This window comes from Enterococcus quebecensis (assembly GCF_001730365.1).
In the GTDB taxonomy this organism is placed as follows: domain Bacteria; phylum Bacillota; class Bacilli; order Lactobacillales; family Enterococcaceae; genus Enterococcus_L; species Enterococcus_L quebecensis.
In genome coordinates this window covers 610,929-629,420 of record NZ_MIKB01000001.1, presented here as the reverse complement: position 1 = coordinate 629,420, position 18,492 = coordinate 610,929, and the positions used below count along the sequence as shown (strand labels likewise).

The 18,492-nt window shown below is 35.3% G+C and carries 23 protein-coding genes, 1 pseudogene, 1 CRISPR repeat array and 1 other annotated feature; of the genes and pseudogenes, 20 read left to right on the top strand and 4 right to left on the bottom strand.

The window, feature by feature from the left end; genetic code table 11:
• From BCR23_RS14825 to murB, 8 genes and pseudogenes are all read left to right on the top strand, one after another.
• A pseudogene (locus BCR23_RS14825) lies at positions 1 to 989 on the top strand (hypothetical protein); the annotation flags it as partial.
• 18 nt (positions 990 to 1,007) lie between these two features.
• Positions 1,008 to 1,394: a hypothetical protein gene (locus BCR23_RS02820; protein ID WP_069633976.1), complete on the top strand. Its 387-nt coding sequence runs from the start codon at positions 1,008 to 1,010 to the stop codon at positions 1,392 to 1,394.
• Positions 1,395 to 1,497: 103 nt separating this feature from the next.
• Complete coding sequence (locus tag BCR23_RS14820; RefSeq protein ID WP_205688485.1) at positions 1,498 to 2,250, top strand: hypothetical protein; 753 nt, start codon at positions 1,498 to 1,500, stop codon at positions 2,248 to 2,250.
• Positions 2,251 to 2,266: 16 nt separating this feature from the next.
• Positions 2,267 to 2,653, top strand: a complete 387-nt coding sequence (locus tag BCR23_RS02810; protein ID WP_069633974.1) for a hypothetical protein — start codon at positions 2,267 to 2,269, stop codon at positions 2,651 to 2,653.
• 250 nt (positions 2,654 to 2,903) lie between these two features.
• Complete coding sequence (locus BCR23_RS14895; RefSeq protein WP_240482518.1) at positions 2,904 to 3,581, top strand: EndoU domain-containing protein; 678 nt, start codon at positions 2,904 to 2,906, stop codon at positions 3,579 to 3,581.
• A 26-nt stretch (positions 3,582 to 3,607) separates the two neighbouring features.
• Entirely contained in the window at positions 3,608 to 3,919 is a 312-nt protein-coding gene (locus BCR23_RS02800) for a hypothetical protein (RefSeq protein ID WP_069633973.1), read from the top strand.
• Between the two features lie 431 nt (positions 3,920 to 4,350).
• Positions 4,351 to 5,265 (top strand): Gfo/Idh/MocA family protein, encoded by a 915-nt coding sequence (locus BCR23_RS02795; protein WP_069633972.1) that lies wholly within the window; start codon positions 4,351 to 4,353, stop codon positions 5,263 to 5,265.
• A 71-nt stretch (positions 5,266 to 5,336) separates the two neighbouring features.
• On the top strand, positions 5,337 to 6,239 hold the full coding sequence (gene murB / locus BCR23_RS02790; RefSeq protein WP_069633971.1) for a UDP-N-acetylmuramate dehydrogenase: 903 nt from the start codon (positions 5,337 to 5,339) through the stop codon (positions 6,237 to 6,239).
• Between the two features lie 40 nt (positions 6,240 to 6,279).
• Here the strand turns inward: murB and cbpA are convergent, their stop codons facing one another.
• Positions 6,280 to 6,924: a cyclic di-AMP binding protein CbpA gene (gene cbpA / locus BCR23_RS02785; protein ID WP_069633970.1), complete on the bottom strand. Its 645-nt coding sequence runs from the start codon at positions 6,922 to 6,924 to the stop codon at positions 6,280 to 6,282.
• Between the two features lie 148 nt (positions 6,925 to 7,072).
• On the opposite strand from cbpA, the gene rpmG reads away from it, so the two are divergent.
• The 4 genes from rpmG (at position 7,073) to BCR23_RS02765 (ending at position 9,136) form a co-directional block, all read left to right on the top strand.
• The gene (gene rpmG / locus BCR23_RS02780; protein WP_069633969.1) at positions 7,073 to 7,225 is read left to right on the top strand and encodes a 50S ribosomal protein L33; all 153 of its coding nucleotides are present in this window, start codon (positions 7,073 to 7,075) and stop codon (positions 7,223 to 7,225) included.
• A 17-nt stretch (positions 7,226 to 7,242) separates the two neighbouring features.
• Positions 7,243 to 7,413, top strand: coding sequence for a preprotein translocase subunit SecE (gene secE, locus BCR23_RS02775; protein ID WP_069633968.1), 171 nt, complete (start codon positions 7,243 to 7,245; stop codon positions 7,411 to 7,413).
• Between the two features lie 173 nt (positions 7,414 to 7,586).
• Positions 7,587 to 8,129, top strand: coding sequence for a transcription termination/antitermination protein NusG (gene nusG, locus BCR23_RS02770; RefSeq protein ID WP_069633967.1), 543 nt, complete (start codon positions 7,587 to 7,589; stop codon positions 8,127 to 8,129).
• 131 nt (positions 8,130 to 8,260) lie between these two features.
• Positions 8,261 to 9,136 (top strand): alpha/beta fold hydrolase, encoded by an 876-nt coding sequence (locus tag BCR23_RS02765; RefSeq protein WP_069633966.1) that lies wholly within the window; start codon positions 8,261 to 8,263, stop codon positions 9,134 to 9,136.
• Positions 9,137 to 9,192: 56 nt separating this feature from the next.
• Here the strand turns inward: BCR23_RS02765 and sdaAA are convergent, their stop codons facing one another.
• Together sdaAA and sdaAB are read right to left on the bottom strand one after the other, a co-directional pair.
• Positions 9,193 to 10,080 carry an L-serine ammonia-lyase, iron-sulfur-dependent, subunit alpha gene (sdaAA, locus tag BCR23_RS02760; RefSeq protein ID WP_069633965.1) on the bottom strand — a complete coding sequence of 296 codons (888 nt, stop codon included), beginning with the start codon at positions 10,078 to 10,080 and terminating at the stop codon, positions 9,193 to 9,195.
• A 24-nt stretch (positions 10,081 to 10,104) separates the two neighbouring features.
• The gene (gene sdaAB / locus BCR23_RS02755; RefSeq protein WP_069633964.1) at positions 10,105 to 10,773 is read right to left on the bottom strand and encodes an L-serine ammonia-lyase, iron-sulfur-dependent subunit beta; all 669 of its coding nucleotides are present in this window, start codon (positions 10,771 to 10,773) and stop codon (positions 10,105 to 10,107) included.
• Between the two features lie 302 nt (positions 10,774 to 11,075).
• Between sdaAB and rplK the strand changes: the two genes are divergently transcribed.
• From rplK to BCR23_RS02725, 6 genes are all read left to right on the top strand, one after another.
• Positions 11,076 to 11,498 carry a 50S ribosomal protein L11 gene (rplK, locus tag BCR23_RS02750; RefSeq protein WP_069633963.1) on the top strand — a complete coding sequence of 141 codons (423 nt, stop codon included), beginning with the start codon at positions 11,076 to 11,078 and terminating at the stop codon, positions 11,496 to 11,498.
• A gap of 110 nt (positions 11,499 to 11,608) precedes the next feature.
• Complete coding sequence (gene rplA, locus BCR23_RS02745) at positions 11,609 to 12,298, top strand: 50S ribosomal protein L1 (RefSeq protein WP_010773253.1); 690 nt, start codon at positions 11,609 to 11,611, stop codon at positions 12,296 to 12,298.
• Positions 12,299 to 12,377: 79 nt separating this feature from the next.
• Positions 12,378 to 12,505, top strand: a sequence feature (ribosomal protein L10 leader region).
• 43 nt (positions 12,506 to 12,548) lie between these two features.
• A complete protein-coding gene (gene rplJ, locus BCR23_RS02740) occupies positions 12,549 to 13,049 on the top strand; it encodes a 50S ribosomal protein L10 (RefSeq protein ID WP_010773252.1) in 501 nt (166 codons plus the stop codon).
• Positions 13,050 to 13,111: 62 nt separating this feature from the next.
• A complete protein-coding gene (gene rplL, locus BCR23_RS02735) occupies positions 13,112 to 13,477 on the top strand; it encodes a 50S ribosomal protein L7/L12 (RefSeq protein ID WP_069633962.1) in 366 nt (121 codons plus the stop codon).
• 230 nt (positions 13,478 to 13,707) lie between these two features.
• The gene (locus tag BCR23_RS02730; protein WP_069633961.1) at positions 13,708 to 13,926 is read left to right on the top strand and encodes a hypothetical protein; all 219 of its coding nucleotides are present in this window, start codon (positions 13,708 to 13,710) and stop codon (positions 13,924 to 13,926) included.
• A 227-nt stretch (positions 13,927 to 14,153) separates the two neighbouring features.
• A complete protein-coding gene (locus BCR23_RS02725; RefSeq protein ID WP_069633960.1) occupies positions 14,154 to 14,396 on the top strand; it encodes a GlsB/YeaQ/YmgE family stress response membrane protein in 243 nt (80 codons plus the stop codon).
• 74 nt (positions 14,397 to 14,470) lie between these two features.
• Here the strand turns inward: BCR23_RS02725 and rlmD are convergent, their stop codons facing one another.
• Positions 14,471 to 15,841 (bottom strand): 23S rRNA (uracil(1939)-C(5))-methyltransferase RlmD, encoded by a 1,371-nt coding sequence (gene rlmD, locus BCR23_RS02720; protein WP_069633959.1) that lies wholly within the window; start codon positions 15,839 to 15,841, stop codon positions 14,471 to 14,473.
• 137 nt (positions 15,842 to 15,978) lie between these two features.
• Here rlmD and recX point away from each other — a divergent pair, with 137 nt between their 5' ends.
• Positions 15,979 to 16,779, top strand: coding sequence for a recombination regulator RecX (gene recX, locus BCR23_RS02715; protein ID WP_069633958.1), 801 nt, complete (start codon positions 15,979 to 15,981; stop codon positions 16,777 to 16,779).
• The gene (gene mutY / locus BCR23_RS02710; RefSeq protein ID WP_069633957.1) at positions 16,769 to 17,944 is read left to right on the top strand and encodes an A/G-specific adenine glycosylase; all 1,176 of its coding nucleotides are present in this window, start codon (positions 16,769 to 16,771) and stop codon (positions 17,942 to 17,944) included. Before recX ends, mutY begins: the two co-directional genes overlap by 11 nt.
• Positions 17,945 to 18,109: 165 nt before the next feature.
• A CRISPR array of direct repeats spans positions 18,110 to 18,482; the repeat unit is 33 nt; unit sequence GTCTAGCTCTGTATAGAGCTAGTGGATTTAAAT.
• Positions 18,483 to 18,492 lie beyond the last annotated feature (10 nt).

Genomic DNA, 18,492 nt, shown 5'->3' with positions numbered 1-18,492 from the left:
CTTGTGAGTGTATTGCCAAAAAAAGAGAACAGTTAGAGAAGTTTCATGCTTATAACGCCCGTTCCGCAAGTTTCTTTTCAGAATACGAAGCCTGCGAGCAAGAACTAGCTCGAGGAATAGCCCAAGTTAGTGGATGTAAAGCCTGGAATGCGGCTTCGGGTACTTTTGATATTGGAAAACTAGATATGACGTGGGCGACTTCGATCAATGATCGCTGGGGAAAACGAGCGGAAGATTTAGAAAATAAACGCACGAAGAAATTTGCGGAAGGCATGAAAGGCAGACAATATTGCCGAGTCCAGTTAGCAACAGGTGCTTATGTTTGGATGTGGGTAACCGATCCAACAAAAGTCTCGCAAGCGGATTTTCAATTTAATCAGAAGTATAAAGATTATTTAGATATTTTGATGAAACCAGAGAATAACCTCGTGGATGATTATTTCAAAATAATCGCAGAAGAATTGAGAACGGGGATTAACCAAAAGACGGGTAAACCATTAACAGATTTAGAAAAAGCACAACGGTGGTCGGCCGTTGCAAGTGCGATTGCTGTGGTAGCAGTTGGAGCCCATTATGGAGCGAAAGGGTTTACTGGTAAAGGGGCGAAACTATCTAAAAATCCTGTTTTAAAAGGAAGTAAAGATGGGAAGAATTATACATTAGATAGGGATAAAAGTAAGGGAAGTTCGGGTTATAAGAAAGCCAGTGGGGCTAATCTTAATAAATTAAAACCTAATGAAATTAATAATATGTCATTAGATGAGTTAAGAAATAGTATACCGAAAGATTGGCAATTTTTTGAAAATAATGGACGAGTTCACATAAAAGATGCAAGTGGTCAGATGAGAGTACGTATTGATCCACCTGATAAGATAACAAAATATCAACATATGCATATTTATGATGATTTAGGAAATCCATTAGATAAGATAGGAAATATAGTAGATAGAACTAGTCCTGAGGGGCATTTACCATGGAATGATAAATAAAAGATAGGAGTTATTATAATGATTAATGAAATTCAAACAAAAATTGATAAAACAAATTATTGGGATTTATTAGTTTTAGATATTCAAAGTCAATATTTTGGTGATGAAGTGTATATTTATATAGAAAAAAATGAAGAGTACTGTTGGAAAATATCATTTACTTCTTGTTATAAAGTTAACTATGAGACTGATGCGAATTGGCGAGGTGATTTTAAAGTTAAAGATACAGGACCGAAATCCGGCTATTATGCACAAGATATTTCATTAAACAAATGCATGGAAAATGAGGAATTTATTGAATGTTCAATTGACGTGTCAATTATGACAATGAATATTGTTTGTAAAAACATTCTTGTAGAAGAATTAAGCATGAAAGACAATCTATTCTTTTGGCAAGATAAGTAAATTTAAAAATAAAAAAGGCACTTTACTATCTGATTGGCGTCGGATAGTAAAGCCTTGAGCGGAAGATTTAGAAAATAAACGCACGAAGAAATTTGCGGAAGGGATGAAAGGCAGACAATATTGCCGAGTCCAATTGGCAACAGGTGCTTACGTATGGATGTGGGTAACCGGTTCAACAAAAGTCTTGCAAGCAGATTTTCAATTTAATCAGAAGTATAAAGATTATCTAGATATCCTGATGAAACCAGAGAATAACCTCGTGGATGATTATTTCAAAATAATGGCAGAAGAATTGAGAACGGGGATTAACCAAAAGACGGGTAAACCATTAACAGACCTAGAAAAAGCACAACGGTGGTCGGCTGTTGCAAGTGCGATCGCAGTGGTAGCAGTTGGCGCTCATTATGGGTCGAAAGGGTTTACTGGTAAAGGGGCGAAACCATCTAAAAGTTCTGTTTTAAAAGGAAGTAAAGATCGGAAGAATTATACACTGGATCGAGATAAAAGTAAGGGAAGTTCGGGTTATAAGAAACCTAATGGGCTTGGAAAAATACAGGATATTAATATTAAGGAGTTTGAAATTAAGAATAAACATTTGAATAGTTCAACTGCTAAGCGAGCTAGAAAGTTTAATGTCTCTTCGGCAGAAGAAGCTAATAAAATAGTTCAAGATGCATTAAAAAATGGAAAGCTTATAGAAACTATACCAAATGGAGTAGGAAGTCAGGGGCAAAATTCTTTTTCTAGTATTATTGATACAGGAAAAGTTATTGGAACAAAAGGCGAAACACACATAAAAATAGTTTATGATGAATTAAAAAATGTGTGGACGACTTACCCTGTTCCAAAATCTTAAATAGGAGGTAAACATAGTGATTGATAAACAAATAACGGATATCTTACAATTATATGGAAAGCAACAAATATTTAAAATAGAGGATTTCTTGCTTTCAGAAATTGATGAAGATAATTTGCAGGAAACAATAGATTTTGTAGTTTTTGATGATACTAGTAAGAGGACTAGTTTTAGTGATGAATTATATGAAGGAAGCCAATACAAAGGGATATTTTTAGAAGGTAATCAATATTTATTATCTAGCTCAGAAGGAAAAGTAATGGTAATTGATATGTTAAGTGAGGCTCATGGTGTCGATATAAAAGATACTCAAGTTCAATTTGAGGAAGCAAATTTTATCAAATTAATCACAAATAAAAAAGAAACACTTAATTGGATCAAAAATTATAAAATGGAAAAGTAAATATAATAATAGGCCCTCTATCACTCGACGGAAATTGAGAAAATAGAGCTTTGACTAGTGAGAGTACACTCATGAATCAAGTTGCCAATAGCGAATAAAATTCAGTTGTATTTATGTGTAAAAACTAAAAAGGTTGTTGAATAAAATTCGAAAAAAGTAAAGTAATTAAGATGATATTAGTGTATGAAACGCTCTGATATCATTTTTTTGTATTAAAAAATGAAACAATGGTAAGAGGCTTATATTCTAATTGAGAACGGGGATTAACCAAAAGACGGGTAAACCATTAACAGATTTAGAAAAAGCACAACGGTGGTCGGCTGTTGCAAGTGCGATTGCTGTGGTAGCAGTTGGTGCTCATTATGGAGCGAAAGGTTTAACTGGTCAAGGGACAAAACCATCTAAAAATCCTGTTTTAAAAGGAAGTAAGGATGGGAAGAATTATACATTAGATAGAGATAAAAGTAAGGGAAGTTCGGGTTATAAGAAAGCCAGTGGGGCTAAAGTTGAAATTCCAGAACAAAGTTTGAAACATGCTGATGTTGGAGATTTCACTGTCAATCCTTCTACAGGAAAAGTATCTAAAATGAAAGGTGGCGGTCATGGTCAATCTAACATTGATTTCCTAAAAGAAAATGGGTTTGAAGTAAATATTGAAAAAACTTATCCTAATGGTGTTAGAACTGGAAATGTATCACACCATAAAACGCCATCTAAACGTACTGGAACAGGGCAATCATGGTTTCCAGAAAATTGGACAAGTAAAGATATAGAGACTGCAGGACAACAGATTGCTAGCCAACCAAACTTTGCAAGTGCTAAAAATGGTGAAGTTATTTTTGGAGATTATAATGGTGTACGAGTTGGTGTGATAAAAACTGATGGAAAAATTGGAACTATTTTTCCAGATGGTACAAAACAACCATAAATAATTATTTAATTGGGAGAAAAATTATGAATATATTTAATCAAATTAAAGAAAATTTAGAGGAACGAAGAAAAATAAATGAAGAAGATGATTTTGGACTTGAAAAAAGTTGGGCAAACTTGACCAATATTTTATCCAAAAGTGAAGATGAAACTATCAATTATTTGAAAAACTGTTCTAAAGAAGATGTGTTATTAATTAGTTCGGTTTTTGATGATGTTTCTGAAAAATTACAAAGCAGGAAATTTATTTCTTGTTTAAGAGAACTTGATAAAAAGTATCCTGATTTGAAATTAACATTTTTTATTGATGATGCTGAAAGTTACATTGAAAATTAAATAAAAAAGGCACTTTACTATCCGATTGGCGTCGAATAGTAAAGCCTTAACTAGTAAGCTGTAACTCACTAATCAAGTTGCCAATAGCTTAAAAAAGCTAGCTGTATCTATTATAAAAAAATTCAAGGTACGTTTCTAGTCTTTTGAATGTTTATTTGATGTGCAATAATTTCAACTAAGAAATATACAGTTATTGAAACGGTATTAGTGAGGGATTTAACCACTGATACCGTTTTTTCGTGTATCAAAAATTGAAGGAGTGAAGAAAATGATTCAAACAGAAAATAAACAACCAATAAATGGAACCAAGGCATAATAGCAAGAGAATCACTATCTTAATCTAGTTCAGTTACAAAGCTCTTTAATTTCAAACAATTCCACAAAAAATATAGTATGATAGACCTATCAATTATCGACTGCGAGGGAAGCATATGAAAATCGGAATCATCGGCTTAGGAAATATCGCTCAAAAAGCATATCTACCTATATATGCCCAACTAAGAAACAAAGCAACCTTTGTACTTTCCACAAGAAATGAACAAACACGCAAAGAAATCAGTGCAAAATACGGCTTTAACGAAATGGTTTCATCCACAGAAGAATTGATCCAAAGTGGTATTTCAGCTTGTTTTATCCATGCAGCAACCAATGTTCATGGTCACTTAGTAAAGCAATTATTAGAAGCAGGCATTCACGTGTTTGTAGATAAACCTTTAAGTGAAAATTTAGCAGAAGTCAAAGAAATCCAAACCTTAGCTGAAGAAAAAAATCTACTATTAATGGTTGGGTTCAATCGTCGTTTCGCTCCTTTAGTTGAGGAACTGAAATCAATAAAAAATAAAAATATGCTTTTGATTCAAAAAAATCGAATAGCATCAGAACAGACAGCAAATTTTGTGATTTATGATTTATTTTTACATGTAGCTGATATTGCCGTTTACCTTCTTGATGATGATATTCGCCAAGTACAAACGAAAATAATCGAGGAAAATGGTCTTTTAAAAAGAGCCTTTCTTCATTTAGAAACTGAAACAACAACTGCAATTGTTTCAATGGATCTCTTTGCCGGTGCGAATATTGAAACGTATCAACTAACAAGTCCAGAAGGAACCTTTATATTAGAAAATTTAACTGATCTAACAATCAAAACGCCACAAGTAATCCAACAAAAAGGGTTTACGGATTGGACGACAACGCTAGAAAAACGAGGTTTCCAACAAATGGTGGAAGAATTTATCGAAGCGGTTAAAACAAATGACGCTACTCCTTTAAAACAAGAGGAAATAGTCACTAGCCATGAGTTGTGCGCACAAATGATTCGCCAACATCAGCAACATATTTTATAGACTCAGACTAGAAAGTTTCTCTTTAGCGTGCTAGAATAGATAGGATGTTTGAAAGAAAGGAACGACTTTCGATGAATAAAATTGAAATGATAAATGAATTAACGGATATAACGCTGCTTTTTGATGAACCTTTGATGAATTTTACTTTTACTAAAACTGGCGGACCAGTGGATGTATTAGCTTTTCCAAAGTCAAAAGATGAAGTAATTACTTTAGTGGAATACTGTAGAAACCACGAGATTCCATGGCTTGTTTTAGGTAATGCTAGTAATTTAATCGTTCGTGATGGCGGTATTCGCGGAATGGTGATCATGTTAGAAAATATGAAACAAGTGTCTGTTTCAGGAAATCAGATCATCGTTGAAGCTGGCGCAAAATTAATTGATACGACGTATGTTGCCTTAGATAAAAATCTGACAGGTTTTGAATTTGCCTGTGGGATTCCTGGGAGTGTAGGCGGAGCTGTTTATATGAATGCTGGTGCTTATGGAGGCGAAATCACAGATATTTTCACTTCTGTAGAGGTTTTATTAGCGGATGGAACAGTCAAAACGTTATCAAATGAAGAGATGCAATTCTCTTACCGTCATAGTGCCATTCAGGAAATGCATTGTATCGTTCTAGAAGCGACCTTTACCTTAGCCACAGGCAATCATGAAGAAATCAAAGAGAAGATGGATGAATTAACAGAACTAAGAGAATCCAAACAACCATTAGAATACCCTTCTTGCGGTAGTGTCTTTAAACGCCCAGAGGGACATTTTACAGGTAAATTGATTCAAGATGCTGGCTTACAAGGATTGAAATGGGGCGGCGCTCAAATTTCAGAAAAGCATGCTGGTTTTATTGTAAATATCGATCATGCAACAGCTACAGATTATGTGGAATTGATCGCTCATATTCAAGAAGTGATTAAAGAAAAATACGATGTTGCACTAGAGACCGAAGTACACATTATTGGTGAAGAAGGTTAAAAAAAGCAGCTTTTCATTTGAAAGGCTGCTTTTTTCTTACTTATTCAACGTTTGCTTGTAAATCTTCAATTTCAACGACTTTAAGATTCTTACGTTCTAAATTCTCAACGATTACCGCACAAGTTTCTTCAGTTGTCTCTGCCGGTAATGTAATCAAGGTACGGCGGATAAATTCATCTTCACCGATATCCAATGTAATACAGCTAGCGATGCTGCTGTGTTTTGCGATAATTTTCGTCATCGCAGCAAGGTCACCCTGTTTACCTGTTGTAGCGATTGTCAATACATAACTGCCACGTTGAACATTCCAAGACTGAGCAAGAATATTCAATAACGTACTATGAGTTAAAATGCCATAAAAATAATTGTTTTCATCCAATACAGCGATATAAGGCAGTTCTTTGATTGTAAAGAAAACTTTGAAAAATGAAGTGTTTAAAAAAATAAATTTCGTTGCATTTTTTAATAAATAAGTAACTGGTAAAGTCATGTCTCCGCCATTTGCTTTGTGGCGATAGATGTGCATTTTATAGATATTTCCTCTAAAAATCTTTCCTGATTCATCTAAGATCGGTACACATCGGTAACCTGAATCTTCGAGGATTGCTAATGCTTCTTCCAACGTACAAGATTCATTGACAGTTGTAAGATTTTTCTTTTTGATAACAACGGATTTTAATAACATATTTTGACCTCCCGTAGGTTAAATTCAACTAACAAGCTAATGATAACATAATTTGAAAGAAAACCATAGTTTATTGAGTATCCATTGACATCTTACTAAAAGAATGATAATGTTATTGAGTAAATTTGTGAATAGAGGAGGTCGAACAATGGCAACAAAGAAATCAGCACTTGCTTGTTCAGTTTGTGGCTCTCGAAACTATTCTAAAGCCGTCAGTGAAGGAAAACGTGGAGAACGGTTAGAAATCAAAAAATTCTGTAAATACTGTCAAAAATACACGTTACATAAAGAGACGAAATAGATAATGGAGGGGTTCAAATGAAATTTTTACGTAGTGTCAAAGACGAAATGAAACAAGTAACTTGGCCATCAAAAAAACAATTGCGCAAAGACACATTAGTAGTTATCGAAACATCAGTAATTTTTGCAGCCTTATTCTTTGTGATGGATACAGCGATCCAAACAGTTTTTGGTTGGATTCTTAAGTAATTCAAACTAGTAATTCATAGCAAATGATGCTATAATTACAACTGAGGAAAAACTTCGGGGAACTGAGGTTTTTTTATTTTCACATGAAAAAGAAAATGAGTCGCAAGGATCTGCTTGTCACTCTTGATTTATTATTTTTATCAACTATAAACCTTAAAGGAGCCGAATCAAAAATGGAATCATTTGAAAAGAATTGGTATGTATTACATACATACTCAGGCTATGAAAACAAAGTAAAAGCAAACATTGAATCACGTGCACAAAGCATGGGCATGGGAGACTTCATTTTTCGTGTTGTAGTTCCAGAAGAAACAGAAACAGAAGTAAAAAATGGAAAATCCAAAGAAATCGTCCATAAAACATTTCCAGGTTATGTATTAGTAGAAATGACGATGACTGATGATTCTTGGTATGTTGTCCGTAATACACCAGGAGTTACTGGATTCGTAGGATCACATGGCGCAGGAAGCAAGCCAGCACCGTTATTACAAGAAGAGATCAACCATATCTTACGTTCAATCGGTATGAGTACACGTCAATCAGATTTAGATGTTGCTTTAGGTGATACAGTTCGTATTATTGAAGGGGCATTTTCTGGCCTTGAAGGTGAAGTTATGGAAGTTGACGAAGAACGTCAAAAATTAAAAGTGAATATCGACATGTTCGGTCGCGAAACAAGTACAGAGTTAGATTTTGAACAAGTAGATTCAATTTAAAAAATAGACGCTGGAATTGAAGTAGAAGGGAATAGCTACTTTTGTTTCGCTGCTTAAAGAGTGGAGCAAGACTAAATCATAGTTTTGAACCGCTCTTTTTTATTACAGTAACAAATGAGAAGGTGATAACAATGAAAAAGATGAAGTGGTACTTACTAATAGTTACAAGCATTGTATTCTTTTTGGTTGGATGTTCTGGTAAAAATACCGCTGAAAATAAGCAAGCTTCTAAAACGTCATCGTCTAGCGAAGCTGTACAGAAATCTGCCATTCCAACCCTATTTATCCACGGATATAGCGGAGGAAATAATTCTTTTGGTCGTATGATTAAACGTATGGAAGGCGATGGACTTACTAAAAAAGAGTTGGTTTTGACTGTTAGCGCTGAAGGTGAAGTAGAAGCTAAAGGTAAATTGACTGGAAAAGAAAATAATCCAAGTATTCAAGTGCTTTTCAAAGATAATAAGAGCAACGAATGGAACCAAGCAGAGTGGATTAAAAATTGTTTGCTTTATATTCGTGATACTTATGGTATAAAAGAAGTCAATCTTGTAGGACATTCTATGGGTGGAGCTAGTTCTTTACGTTATTTGACTACATTTGGCGAGGATCAAAGTCTACCTAAGATCAACAGATTTGTCGGCATTGCATCGCCATTTAATAATTTTGTGGAATTATCTAATGGGGAGACGATTGATGGTGTGATCGATAATGGGCCTGCCGTTCAAAGTGAACGTTATGCAGACTATGTTAATGGCATTGAGAAAGTTTCTAAGGATATGAAAGCACTAATCATCGCAGGTGATGTGGAAGATGGCAGTTTAAGTGACGAAGCAGTTCCTGTTGCCGATGCACTAAGTGTGGTTTCATTATTTAAAACACATGGCAATGAGGTACAAGAGAAAATTTTCTATGGTAAATCAGCGCAGCATAGTCAGTTACATGAAAATACAGAAGTAGATCAACTTGTTGCGAATTTTTTATGGAAACAGATAGATTTTAATTAAAATAAAAACTGGGATAATAATCAGACTATTTCTGATTATTATCCCAGTTTTGTTTATTAGCTATTTGGAGATTCTGTTTGATTGTCCAAAATTTCTTTTGCCAACCGTTGTGCAGTTGGGGTAACAGCCAAACCGCCTTCCGCTGTTTCTTTAAAAATCTGAGGCATTTGACGACCTACTTGGTACATCGCAGCAACAACTTCATCTGGTGGAATCACACTGCGGATACCAGCCAAAGCCATATCAGCAGAAATAAATGCTTGTGAAGATCCTAAGGCATTTCTTTTTACACAAGGTACTTCAACTAAACCTGCCACAGGATCACAAATCAATCCCATCATATTTTTTAAAGTAATTGCAATCGCTTGTGCTGCTTGATCGGCACTACCACCCGCAGCACAAACTAAAGCTGCACTAGCCATTGCGCTAGCTGAACCAATTTCCGCCTGACAACCACCTTCTGCACCACTGATGGATGAATTATTGGCAATCACAAGACCAAAAGCGCCGGCGGTAAACAAAAAGTCTAATTGTTGTTCATGGGTTAGTTGTAGCCTTTCAATGGCTGCCATCAAGACGCCAGGAACGACTCCAGCACTTCCAGCGGTAGGCGTTGCACAAATCAATCCCATATTCGCATTGACTTCGTTAACAGCCACAGCATTTCTAACTGCAGTTAAAATGGTTTCTCCACTTAAAAAATTTCCCGCTTGAATATAATCATTTAACCGAGTTGCATCTCCACCGGTAATACCAGTTACAGAGGTCACGCCATCAACACCTTCTTCGATGGATTGTTTCATAACAGCTAGATTGCGCTCCATTGTTTCAATGATCCGTTCACGGCTATGGCCATGATTTTCTATTTCTATAGCAATCATCAATTCAGCGACAGATGGAAAATCGGCTGCTTGTTTCACTAACTCTTCTATGGATAGAAACATAACTATTTGCTCCTTTAATTTAAATTAATCAAAATAATTCACACTATAAATATGAGGGATTTGGTCTAATTTCATTGTAATATCACCAATATCCGCATGGTCAATCTCAATGATCATAATTGCTTTTTCACCTTTTGATTCACGAGTAACAGTCATCGTTCCAATATTGATATCTGTTTCTGAAAGCAGATTGGTCACTTTTGCGATCATCCCTGGTACATCTTGGTGAACGATAATAAACGTTGGCGTTCCCATTGTCAGAGAAATTTTAAACCCATTTAACTCTGAGATTTGAATATTGCCTCCGCCAATCGATATACCTGTTACTGAAAGTTTTCGATCGCCTTTAGAGACCAGTAACTTAACTGAATTTGGATGTTCAGCTTTTTCTTTTAATGGAACAAATAATACTTCCATATCATTCTCATGAGCAATTTTTAAAGAATCGGCCAATCGCTCATCATCAGGTTCCATATTCAGTAAACCTCCGACTAAGGCAATATCTGTACCATGACCTCGGTAGGTTTTGGCAAAGGACTCATATAAATAAATATCAACAGTATCTGGTTGCTCGCCAAAAATACTACGAACAATCTTACCAATACGAGCAGCTCCGGCAGTATGAGAACTGCTAGGACCAATCATTACAGGTCCAATAATATCAAACACACTTTTGTAGCGTAAATTTTCCATTGTTTAGTTCACCTATCTTCTTAATTAAAATCAAGATTTTTCTAACGAAAGTCTATCACAATTAAACAGAAGAAACTAGAACCGTAATAAAAATGCGAGAAAAACTTATCTTTCTCTCATTTCTGGAATAATGGCTAAGGAGGAAAAGAGTAGAAAAGTATTGAAATATACTCGAAAGCGGAGTATACTGTTTTAGTGTGCATTTTTGCATACAACATTTCTTTGATTCGTCAAAGAATGACGTGGGAGGAGAAATCTTCATCTCCAATTAACCACATCACGGACTTAAGGAGGTATGTCTCGTGGCAAAAAAAGTAGAAAAATTAGTTAAATTGCAAATTCCTGCAGGTAAAGCAACACCAGCTCCGCCAGTAGGTCCAGCACTAGGTCAAGCGGGTATCAACATTATGGGATTCACTAAAGAATTCAACGCTCGTACAGCGGATCAAGCTGGTTTAATCATTCCAGTTGTAATTTCTGTATATGAAGACCGTTCATTTACATTCATTACAAAAACACCACCAGCTGCAGTATTATTGAAAAAAGCTGCAAAAATCGAAAAAGGTTCTGGTGAGCCAAACAAAACTAAAGTAGCGAATGTCTCTAAAGATCAAGTAAAAGAAATCGCTGAACTTAAAATGGCAGACCTAAACGCAGCAGACGTTGAAGCGGCTATGCGCATGGTTGAAGGAACTGCAAGAAGCATGGGAATCACTGTAGGATAATTTTTTATTCTAAGTACCCAAAGAAGTAGCTTCTCAGTTTATTTCATATTCAAAGATATGAATTACGTGGGAGGTTCGACCGTTATAACCACAATCAAGGAGGAAACAAAATGGCTAAAAAAAGCAAAAAAATGCAAGATGCATTAAAAAAAGTTGAAGCAACAAAAGTTTACCCTGTAGCAGAAGCAATCGCTTTGGCTAAAGAAACAAATATTGCAAAATTTGACGCAACTGTTGAAGTTGCTTACCGTTTAAATGTAGACCCTAAAAAAGCAGACCAACAAATCCGTGGTGCTGTAGTATTACCTAACGGAACTGGTAAAACGCAAAGCGTTTTAGTATTCGCTAAAGGCGATAAAGCTAAAGAAGCTGAAGCAGCTGGCGCTGATTACGTAGGTGACGCTGACATGGTTCAAAAAATCCAAGGTGGATGGTTTGACTTTGACGTAGTAGTAGCAACTCCAGACATGATGGCTGAAGTTGGTAAATTAGGTCGTGTCTTAGGTCCTAAAGGTCTTATGCCTAACCCTAAAACTGGTACAGTAACAATGGACGTAACAAAAGCTGTTAACGAAGTAAAAGCTGGTAAAGTAACTTACCGTGTTGACAAAGCTGGAAACATCCACGTACCAATCGGTAAAGTTTCATTCGATAATGAAAAATTACTAGAAAACTTCAATACAATCAACGATGTATTGTTAAAAGCTAAACCATCAGCAGCAAAAGGTCAATATATCAAAAACATTTCAGTAACAACTACATTTGGACCTGGAATCCACGTTGACCAAGCTTCATTTTAATTAGAAAAACTAATTTATGAAGATATAGAATTAGAATTTTTACTTGACTCAACTACCTTTCCCATGGTAAGGTAGTTGAGGTTAATAATTAACTGTACCGAAGACAGTAGGTGACGCAAGTCTTAATTTCCTACCGAGGACAATTGTTGATACATACAATTACGTCCCTCTATGTCAACGGTGGCATGGAGTTTATTTTGTTTTAATTACAATTTAAGCTTCTCCATCAATAATCAGGAGGTGAAAATAAATGAGTGAAGCAGCAATCGCTAAAAAAGAAACCCTAGTCGAAGAAGCAACAGCTAAGTTTCAAGCAGCAGCTTCTGTAGTCATCGTTGACTACCGTGGTTTGACTGTAGAAGAAGTGACTAACTTACGTAAACAATTGCGTGATGCAAATGTTGAAATGAAAGTTATCAAAAACTCTATCCTTTCACGTGCAGCTAAAAAAGCTGGACTAGAAGGCTTGGACGAAGTATTTACAGGACCTACAGCAATCGCTTTTAGTAACGAAGATGTAGTAGCACCTGCTAAAATCATCGACGAATTCGCAAGTACTGCCAAAGCATTGGAAATTAAAGGTGGCGTTATTGAAGGTAAAGTATCTTCAGTAGAAGAAATGACATCTTTAGCAAAACTTCCAAGTCGCGATGGACTACTTTCTATGCTATTATCTGTATTACAAGCGCCAGTCAGACAAGTGGCTTACGCTGTCAAAGCAGTGGCAGAAAAAGAAGAAGAAGTTGCATAATTGCAGCCTAGTAATAAACTAAATTAAAAAAATAATGAATTATTAAAACGGAGGAAATCATAATGGCATTGAACATTGAAAACATTGTTGCAGAATTAGAAGGCGCAACTATTTTAGAATTAAACGACTTAGTAAAAGCTATTGAAGAAAAATTTGACGTATCTGCAGCAGCTCCTGTAGCAGCAGCAGCAGGACCAGCAGCAGCTGGCGAAGAACAAACTGAATTTACTGTAGAATTAACTTCTGCAGGCGATCAAAAAGTTAAAGTTATCAAAGCAGTTCGTGAAGCAACTGGTCTTGGCTTGAAAGAAGCTAAAGCTGTAGTTGATGGCGCTCCTGCACCAGTTAAAGAAGGCGTTTCTAAAGACGAAGCTGAAGCATTAAAAGCTGCTTTAGAAGAAGTTGGCGCTGCAGTAACAGTAAAATAATTCTTTACTTAGTAAAGATTGGCTGTATCCCTTATATAAGGGATACAGTTTTTTTGTTATCTGTGAATAGTTAACATTTGATATTACATAAGATAAAAAAAATAATATTTATACATACTAAATAAATAATTTTTAAAAGTTCTACGCAAACCTATAGAAAAAATTATTTTAGCGATGACAAATTTACTTTTAGAGTTCGTGCCGTATTTGGTGGGAACGAGACTTTTGGTTTGAAGTATGGAAATGTAATAAATGGCAAGGAATATTATAATAAAGAACTTTATTATACACATCTCAATGTTGGGCTTGTGAATTATGGATTAGGAAAAATTGTTACAGGTAGAGGAGAGCAGGCGTTTACTATAACAAACTACTCAAATGGGGTAGCCTTTTACGAAGTTGGAGTGAATGTAACTCCGTGGAACTATAATTCTGACTTTGCTTTTTAAGTTAAAAGTGGAATAGGTTTTTTATATTTAAAATAGGTTCGGGAAAAATTGCGCGAGAGCAATGTCCCGAACTATTTTTGTGGAGAAAAAGTTAGTTGTCTCTGATTAGTAAGAAAACCCATAAGAATATAGTGGTTTTAGTAAGCGTATCTTTCGCAAGAAAATAAATAATTTGATAGCATAAATAAGTAATTATTATTAAATTTATTCATAAAGGAGGTCATATTATGCATTGGTTATGGGTTTTAATCGTAGGTGGTGTTATTGGAGCAATTGCAGGAGCTATTACCAGTAAAGGAAAATCTATGGGATGGATTTACAATGTTATTGCAGGTCTGGTAGGATCATCAATTGGTCAAGCGCTTTTAGGAAGTTGGGGCCCTCAAGTTGCTGGAATGGCATTGATTCCCTCAATTATCGGAGCTGTGATTTTAGTTGCAGTTGTATCATTTTTTGTAGGAAAAAAATAAATAGTATTTATAAAAAGCATTTGAAGATTTTAATCTCCAAATGCTTTTTAGCTTGTAAAGTGAATAACAATAAATCATTTTCTTGTCAATTTAACCACAACCTCACACCTAGCAGTCTGAGGAAACATATCCACAGATTGTAAATAGTTCACATCAAAAACTTTAGCCAAATCAACCAAATCTTTCGCTAATGTAGAAACATTACAAGAAATATAAACCATCTTCTTCGGAGGCTGCTTTAAAATAGCTTTCAAAAGCTTTTGGTCTAATCCCGTTCTAGGAGGATCAACAATGATTGCATCAGGTTTAAAACCACTTTGAAGCCATTTAGGTAATAGTTCCTCAGCAGTCCCTACTTCATAATGTGTATTTGTCACACCTAAACGCTCAGCGTTCATCTTAGCATCTTCAATCGCAGCTGGAATGATATCCATTCCTCGAACTTCTTTTGCTTGTTTAGCAACGCTTAACCCAATTGTTCCTACACCACAGTAAGCATCCACAACAGTTTCGTTTGGTTGTAGATCTAAGGCTTTCAATGCTTCATCGTATAAGACTTCTGTTTGTTCCGGATTTAACTGGAAAAAAGCTCTAGGTGATAAATCAAAGGTTACTTCATTGATTTTTTCTTCAATACTTTCTTTTCCCCAGACATGGATTGTTTCATCCCCCATTACAATTGAGGTTCTCTTGTTTTGAACATTTTGCATAATAGAAACAACTTCTGGAAGGTGTTGTGTGATTTCTTCCACCAATGCTTTTTTCTGTGGGAATTTTACGGATTGTGTAATAAAAACAACCTGTACTTCATTCGTTTTTACGCCTACACGAACCATTAAAGTTCGGAAGATACCACTATTTTTTCGTTCATTATAAATCGGTAATTGATATTTATTTAATAATTCCACCAAAGCATTCATAACTTTAGTTGTTGCAGGTTGTTGAACAAGACAATCATCAATGGGAACTAAGCGATGAGAATCAGCTTGGTAAAGACCAGCTTCAACTTCACCATCGATTTTCCGTAATTGAAACTGTGCTTTATTACGATAATTCCAAGGATTTTTCATACCGATAGTTTTAGGTAATTGATAATTTTCGAAATTTCTTGGTCTGAATTTATTTAAGGACTGTTTTAATAAATCTTTTTTAAAGAGTAATTGAGCTGGATAAGATAAATGTTGTAATTGACAGCCACCGCAAGCTTCATAAACTGGACAAGGTGGTGTGACCCGTTCAGGTGCTGCTTTGATGATTTTTTTTAGCTGTCCTTCAACAAATCTTGGAGCTACTTTTGTGATTTCTACAGAGATATCTTCTTTAGGTAAAGCACCTGGCACGAAGACGATTGTCTTTTTATAATAGCCAATACCTTCACCATTGATGCCTAAACGTTTTATTTTTAAAGGAATCGTTTGTCCTTCTTTTAATAGTTGTGTGGTCATAGTTCCATCCTTTTGATCCGTAGATCTATTAATCAATTTTAGCGATAATTCTTATTTTAGCACAATTTGGCTAGTTTAGCTTCTGTCATTTATATGTTATAGTAGAATATACGTTCTCACTAGAAAGGCGGGAAAAGATGGAAACAATCACGAAAATTACGAAAGACAAAGGACAGTTTTATCTTATCTGGTTGTCTTCAGGAGAAAAACTACGTGTATCTGAGGATACCTTGGTACGTCAGCGTCTATTAAAAGGACAAGAACTAACAGAAGATGAGATTGAGAAAATTAAAAAAACTGGTTCTTATGATGTTGGTTTACAAATGTCTTTAAATTATTTAAGTTATCAGCTACGCTCAAAAAAAGAAATCTTAGATTATTTGAAAGAAAAGGAAATTTTATCAGAAGATCGTAAAGAAATCGTGATCCGCTTGGAAGAAATGAACCTTTTAGATGATAAAATTTACAGTGAAAGTTATGTTCGTACCTTAATGCGGACAAGTGATAAAGGCCCTAAAATGATTGAGCAACAACTAAAACAAAAGGGCTTAAACGCCGAAGACATTCAACATGGCTTAACTTTTTATACAATGGATGAGCAAGTAGAAGTAGCAAAAGCAACAGCTGAAAAAGCTATGAGACGTTATCGGACAAAAAGCTTTAAAGATGCACTGCAAAAGGTTCAAATGCACTTGATGCAAAAAGGGTTTAATCTTGAAGTGATTGACGTAGCTCTTGAAGAATTATCGTTTGAAAAAGATGAAGATCAAGAACTGGATGTTATCAGAAAAGAAGGCGATAAGTTATGGGAAAAGCACCGAAAATTAGACTCATACAAACGCTCAATGAAAGTCAAACAAGGACTTTTTCAAAAACGATTTGATTCGGATTTGATTCAGCAATATTTTGATGAAAAGGAATTAGAAAATGAAGAATGAAAAATATTGGGAGACGTGGAGTGATGAAACACTTAAGTCTTTTCAGGAAACGTTTATCGCTTGGTATGAAAAAGAAAAAAGAAATTTGCCTTGGCGGGTCAATTTAGATCCTTATCGTATTTGGATCTCAGAAATTATGTTGCAGCAAACACGTGTTGATACGGTGATTGATTATTACTATCGCTTTATGGAATGGTTTCCAACGATTCAAGATTTGGCTGAAGCGCCAGATGACAAGCTATTAAAAGCATGGGAAGGTTTAGGCTATTATTCTAGAGCAAGAAACTTAAAAATTGCGGCTCAGCAGATCGTTACCGAATTTAACGGTGAGATGCCTAAAACGATCGAAGAGATACGGCAATTAAAAGGAATTGGTCCATACACTGCTGGCGCAATCGGCAGTATTGCTTTTCAACTTCCAGAACCTGCAATCGACGGAAATGTGATGCGGGTGGTCAGCCGTTTGTTTGAAATCAGTGATGACATTGCTAAGTCCAGTAGTCGTAAGGTTTTTGAAGAAGCGATGTATAAAATTATTGATCAAAAACGACCAGGTGATTTTAATCAAGCAATGATGGATCTAGGTTCATCGATTTGCACACCAACATCGCCAAAGTGTGAAGTATGTCCAATTCAAGCGTATTGTTTAAGCTATAAAAATAATACAATGACTAATTTTCCAGTGAAATCAAAGAAATTAAAACCAAAAGATGTTTACTACATTGGTGGAATTATTGAGAATAAAGAGCAGGAATTTTTGTTAAGCCAGCGAGATGAAAAAGGCTTATTAGCTAATATGTGGTTATTTCCGATTGTTGAGGTAACAAAAGAGAGATTTAATTTTTTACAAAAAAACTGGGCAAAGGAAGATCAGCAGATGTCCTTAAATTTTGAAGAACAGAGCATGGTCGCAGAAGATAATTCAGATATTTTTGAAGAATTTCCCCAAGTAGTTTGGCAAAAGCGGACATTAGGGGAAGTTACTCACATTTTTAGTCATTTAAAATGGCATATTTTAGTGTTTTATGGACGTCAAACTGGACTAATGTCTATAGAGAAAAATCAAACTTGGGCAACAAAAGAAAATTTTTCAAATTATGTTTTTCCAAAACCTCAGCAAAAAATGGTAGAACTTTATAATCAAGACTTTAGACCGAAAGATTAACTTTTTGGTGCGAACCCCAAGTGCCCATAAAATCCCTAGGGGATTCGCACCAGAATTTTGATGATTTTAGCGTGAAAAGAGGCTTTTTCTCATTTTAATTTAATGTTATACTGGTTCTATAGGTGAAATGGTGAAGATATGTCATGTATTTTTATCAATTTCACAGTCTAGCTCTGTATAGAGCTAGTGGATTTAAATATACTGTCGGCAACCTTGCCCACTAATGTGGATTGTGTCTAGCTCTGTATAGAGCTAGTGGATTTAAATACCAGACCCCCCCTACTAAAAGGGGGGTCTACAATGTCTAGCTCTGTATAGAGCTAGTGGATTTAAATAATGTCTGACGTCATATATATGGAATATAACAATGAGTCTAGCTCTGTATAGAGCTAGTGGATTTAAATATACCTTCTATAGCGGGATTTTCTTTCATCTCCCTGTCTAGCTCTGTATAGAGCTAGTGGATTTAAATTAATATCACGAATTGAAAGGAAAATGTTTAGTGGTCTAGCTCTGTATAGAGCTAGTGGATTTAAATAAATTTTAGT

Bases quoted from the DNA above. Each gene is read 5' to 3' on its own strand.
- BCR23_RS02820 (WP_069633976.1), top strand. From the start codon at position 1,008: ATGATTAATGAAATTCAAACAAAAATTGATAAAACAAATTATTGGGAT.
- BCR23_RS14820 (WP_205688485.1), top strand. From the start codon at position 1,498: ATGAAAGGCAGACAATATTGCCGAGTCCAATTGGCAACAGGTGCTTAC.
- BCR23_RS02800 (WP_069633973.1), top strand. From the start codon at position 3,608: ATGAATATATTTAATCAAATTAAAGAAAATTTAGAGGAACGAAGAAAA.
- BCR23_RS02795 (WP_069633972.1), top strand. From the start codon at position 4,351: ATGAAAATCGGAATCATCGGCTTAGGAAATATCGCTCAAAAAGCATAT.
- murB (WP_069633971.1), top strand. From the start codon at position 5,337: ATGAATAAAATTGAAATGATAAATGAATTAACGGATATAACGCTGCTT.
- cbpA (WP_069633970.1), bottom strand. From the start codon at position 6,924: ATGTTATTAAAATCCGTTGTTATCAAAAAGAAAAATCTTACAACTGTC.
- rpmG (WP_069633969.1), top strand. From the start codon at position 7,073: ATGGCAACAAAGAAATCAGCACTTGCTTGTTCAGTTTGTGGCTCTCGA.
- secE (WP_069633968.1), top strand. From the start codon at position 7,243: ATGAAATTTTTACGTAGTGTCAAAGACGAAATGAAACAAGTAACTTGG.
- nusG (WP_069633967.1), top strand. From the start codon at position 7,587: ATGGAATCATTTGAAAAGAATTGGTATGTATTACATACATACTCAGGC.
- BCR23_RS02765 (WP_069633966.1), top strand. From the start codon at position 8,261: ATGAAAAAGATGAAGTGGTACTTACTAATAGTTACAAGCATTGTATTC.
- sdaAA (WP_069633965.1), bottom strand. From the start codon at position 10,080: ATGTTTCTATCCATAGAAGAGTTAGTGAAACAAGCAGCCGATTTTCCA.
- sdaAB (WP_069633964.1), bottom strand. From the start codon at position 10,773: ATGGAAAATTTACGCTACAAAAGTGTGTTTGATATTATTGGACCTGTA.
- rplA (WP_010773253.1), top strand. From the start codon at position 11,609: ATGGCTAAAAAAAGCAAAAAAATGCAAGATGCATTAAAAAAAGTTGAA.
- rplJ (WP_010773252.1), top strand. From the start codon at position 12,549: ATGAGTGAAGCAGCAATCGCTAAAAAAGAAACCCTAGTCGAAGAAGCA.
- rplL (WP_069633962.1), top strand. From the start codon at position 13,112: ATGGCATTGAACATTGAAAACATTGTTGCAGAATTAGAAGGCGCAACT.
- BCR23_RS02725 (WP_069633960.1), top strand. From the start codon at position 14,154: ATGCATTGGTTATGGGTTTTAATCGTAGGTGGTGTTATTGGAGCAATT.
- rlmD (WP_069633959.1), bottom strand. From the start codon at position 15,841: ATGACCACACAACTATTAAAAGAAGGACAAACGATTCCTTTAAAAATA.
- recX (WP_069633958.1), top strand. From the start codon at position 15,979: ATGGAAACAATCACGAAAATTACGAAAGACAAAGGACAGTTTTATCTT.
- mutY (WP_069633957.1), top strand. From the start codon at position 16,769: ATGAAGAATGAAAAATATTGGGAGACGTGGAGTGATGAAACACTTAAG.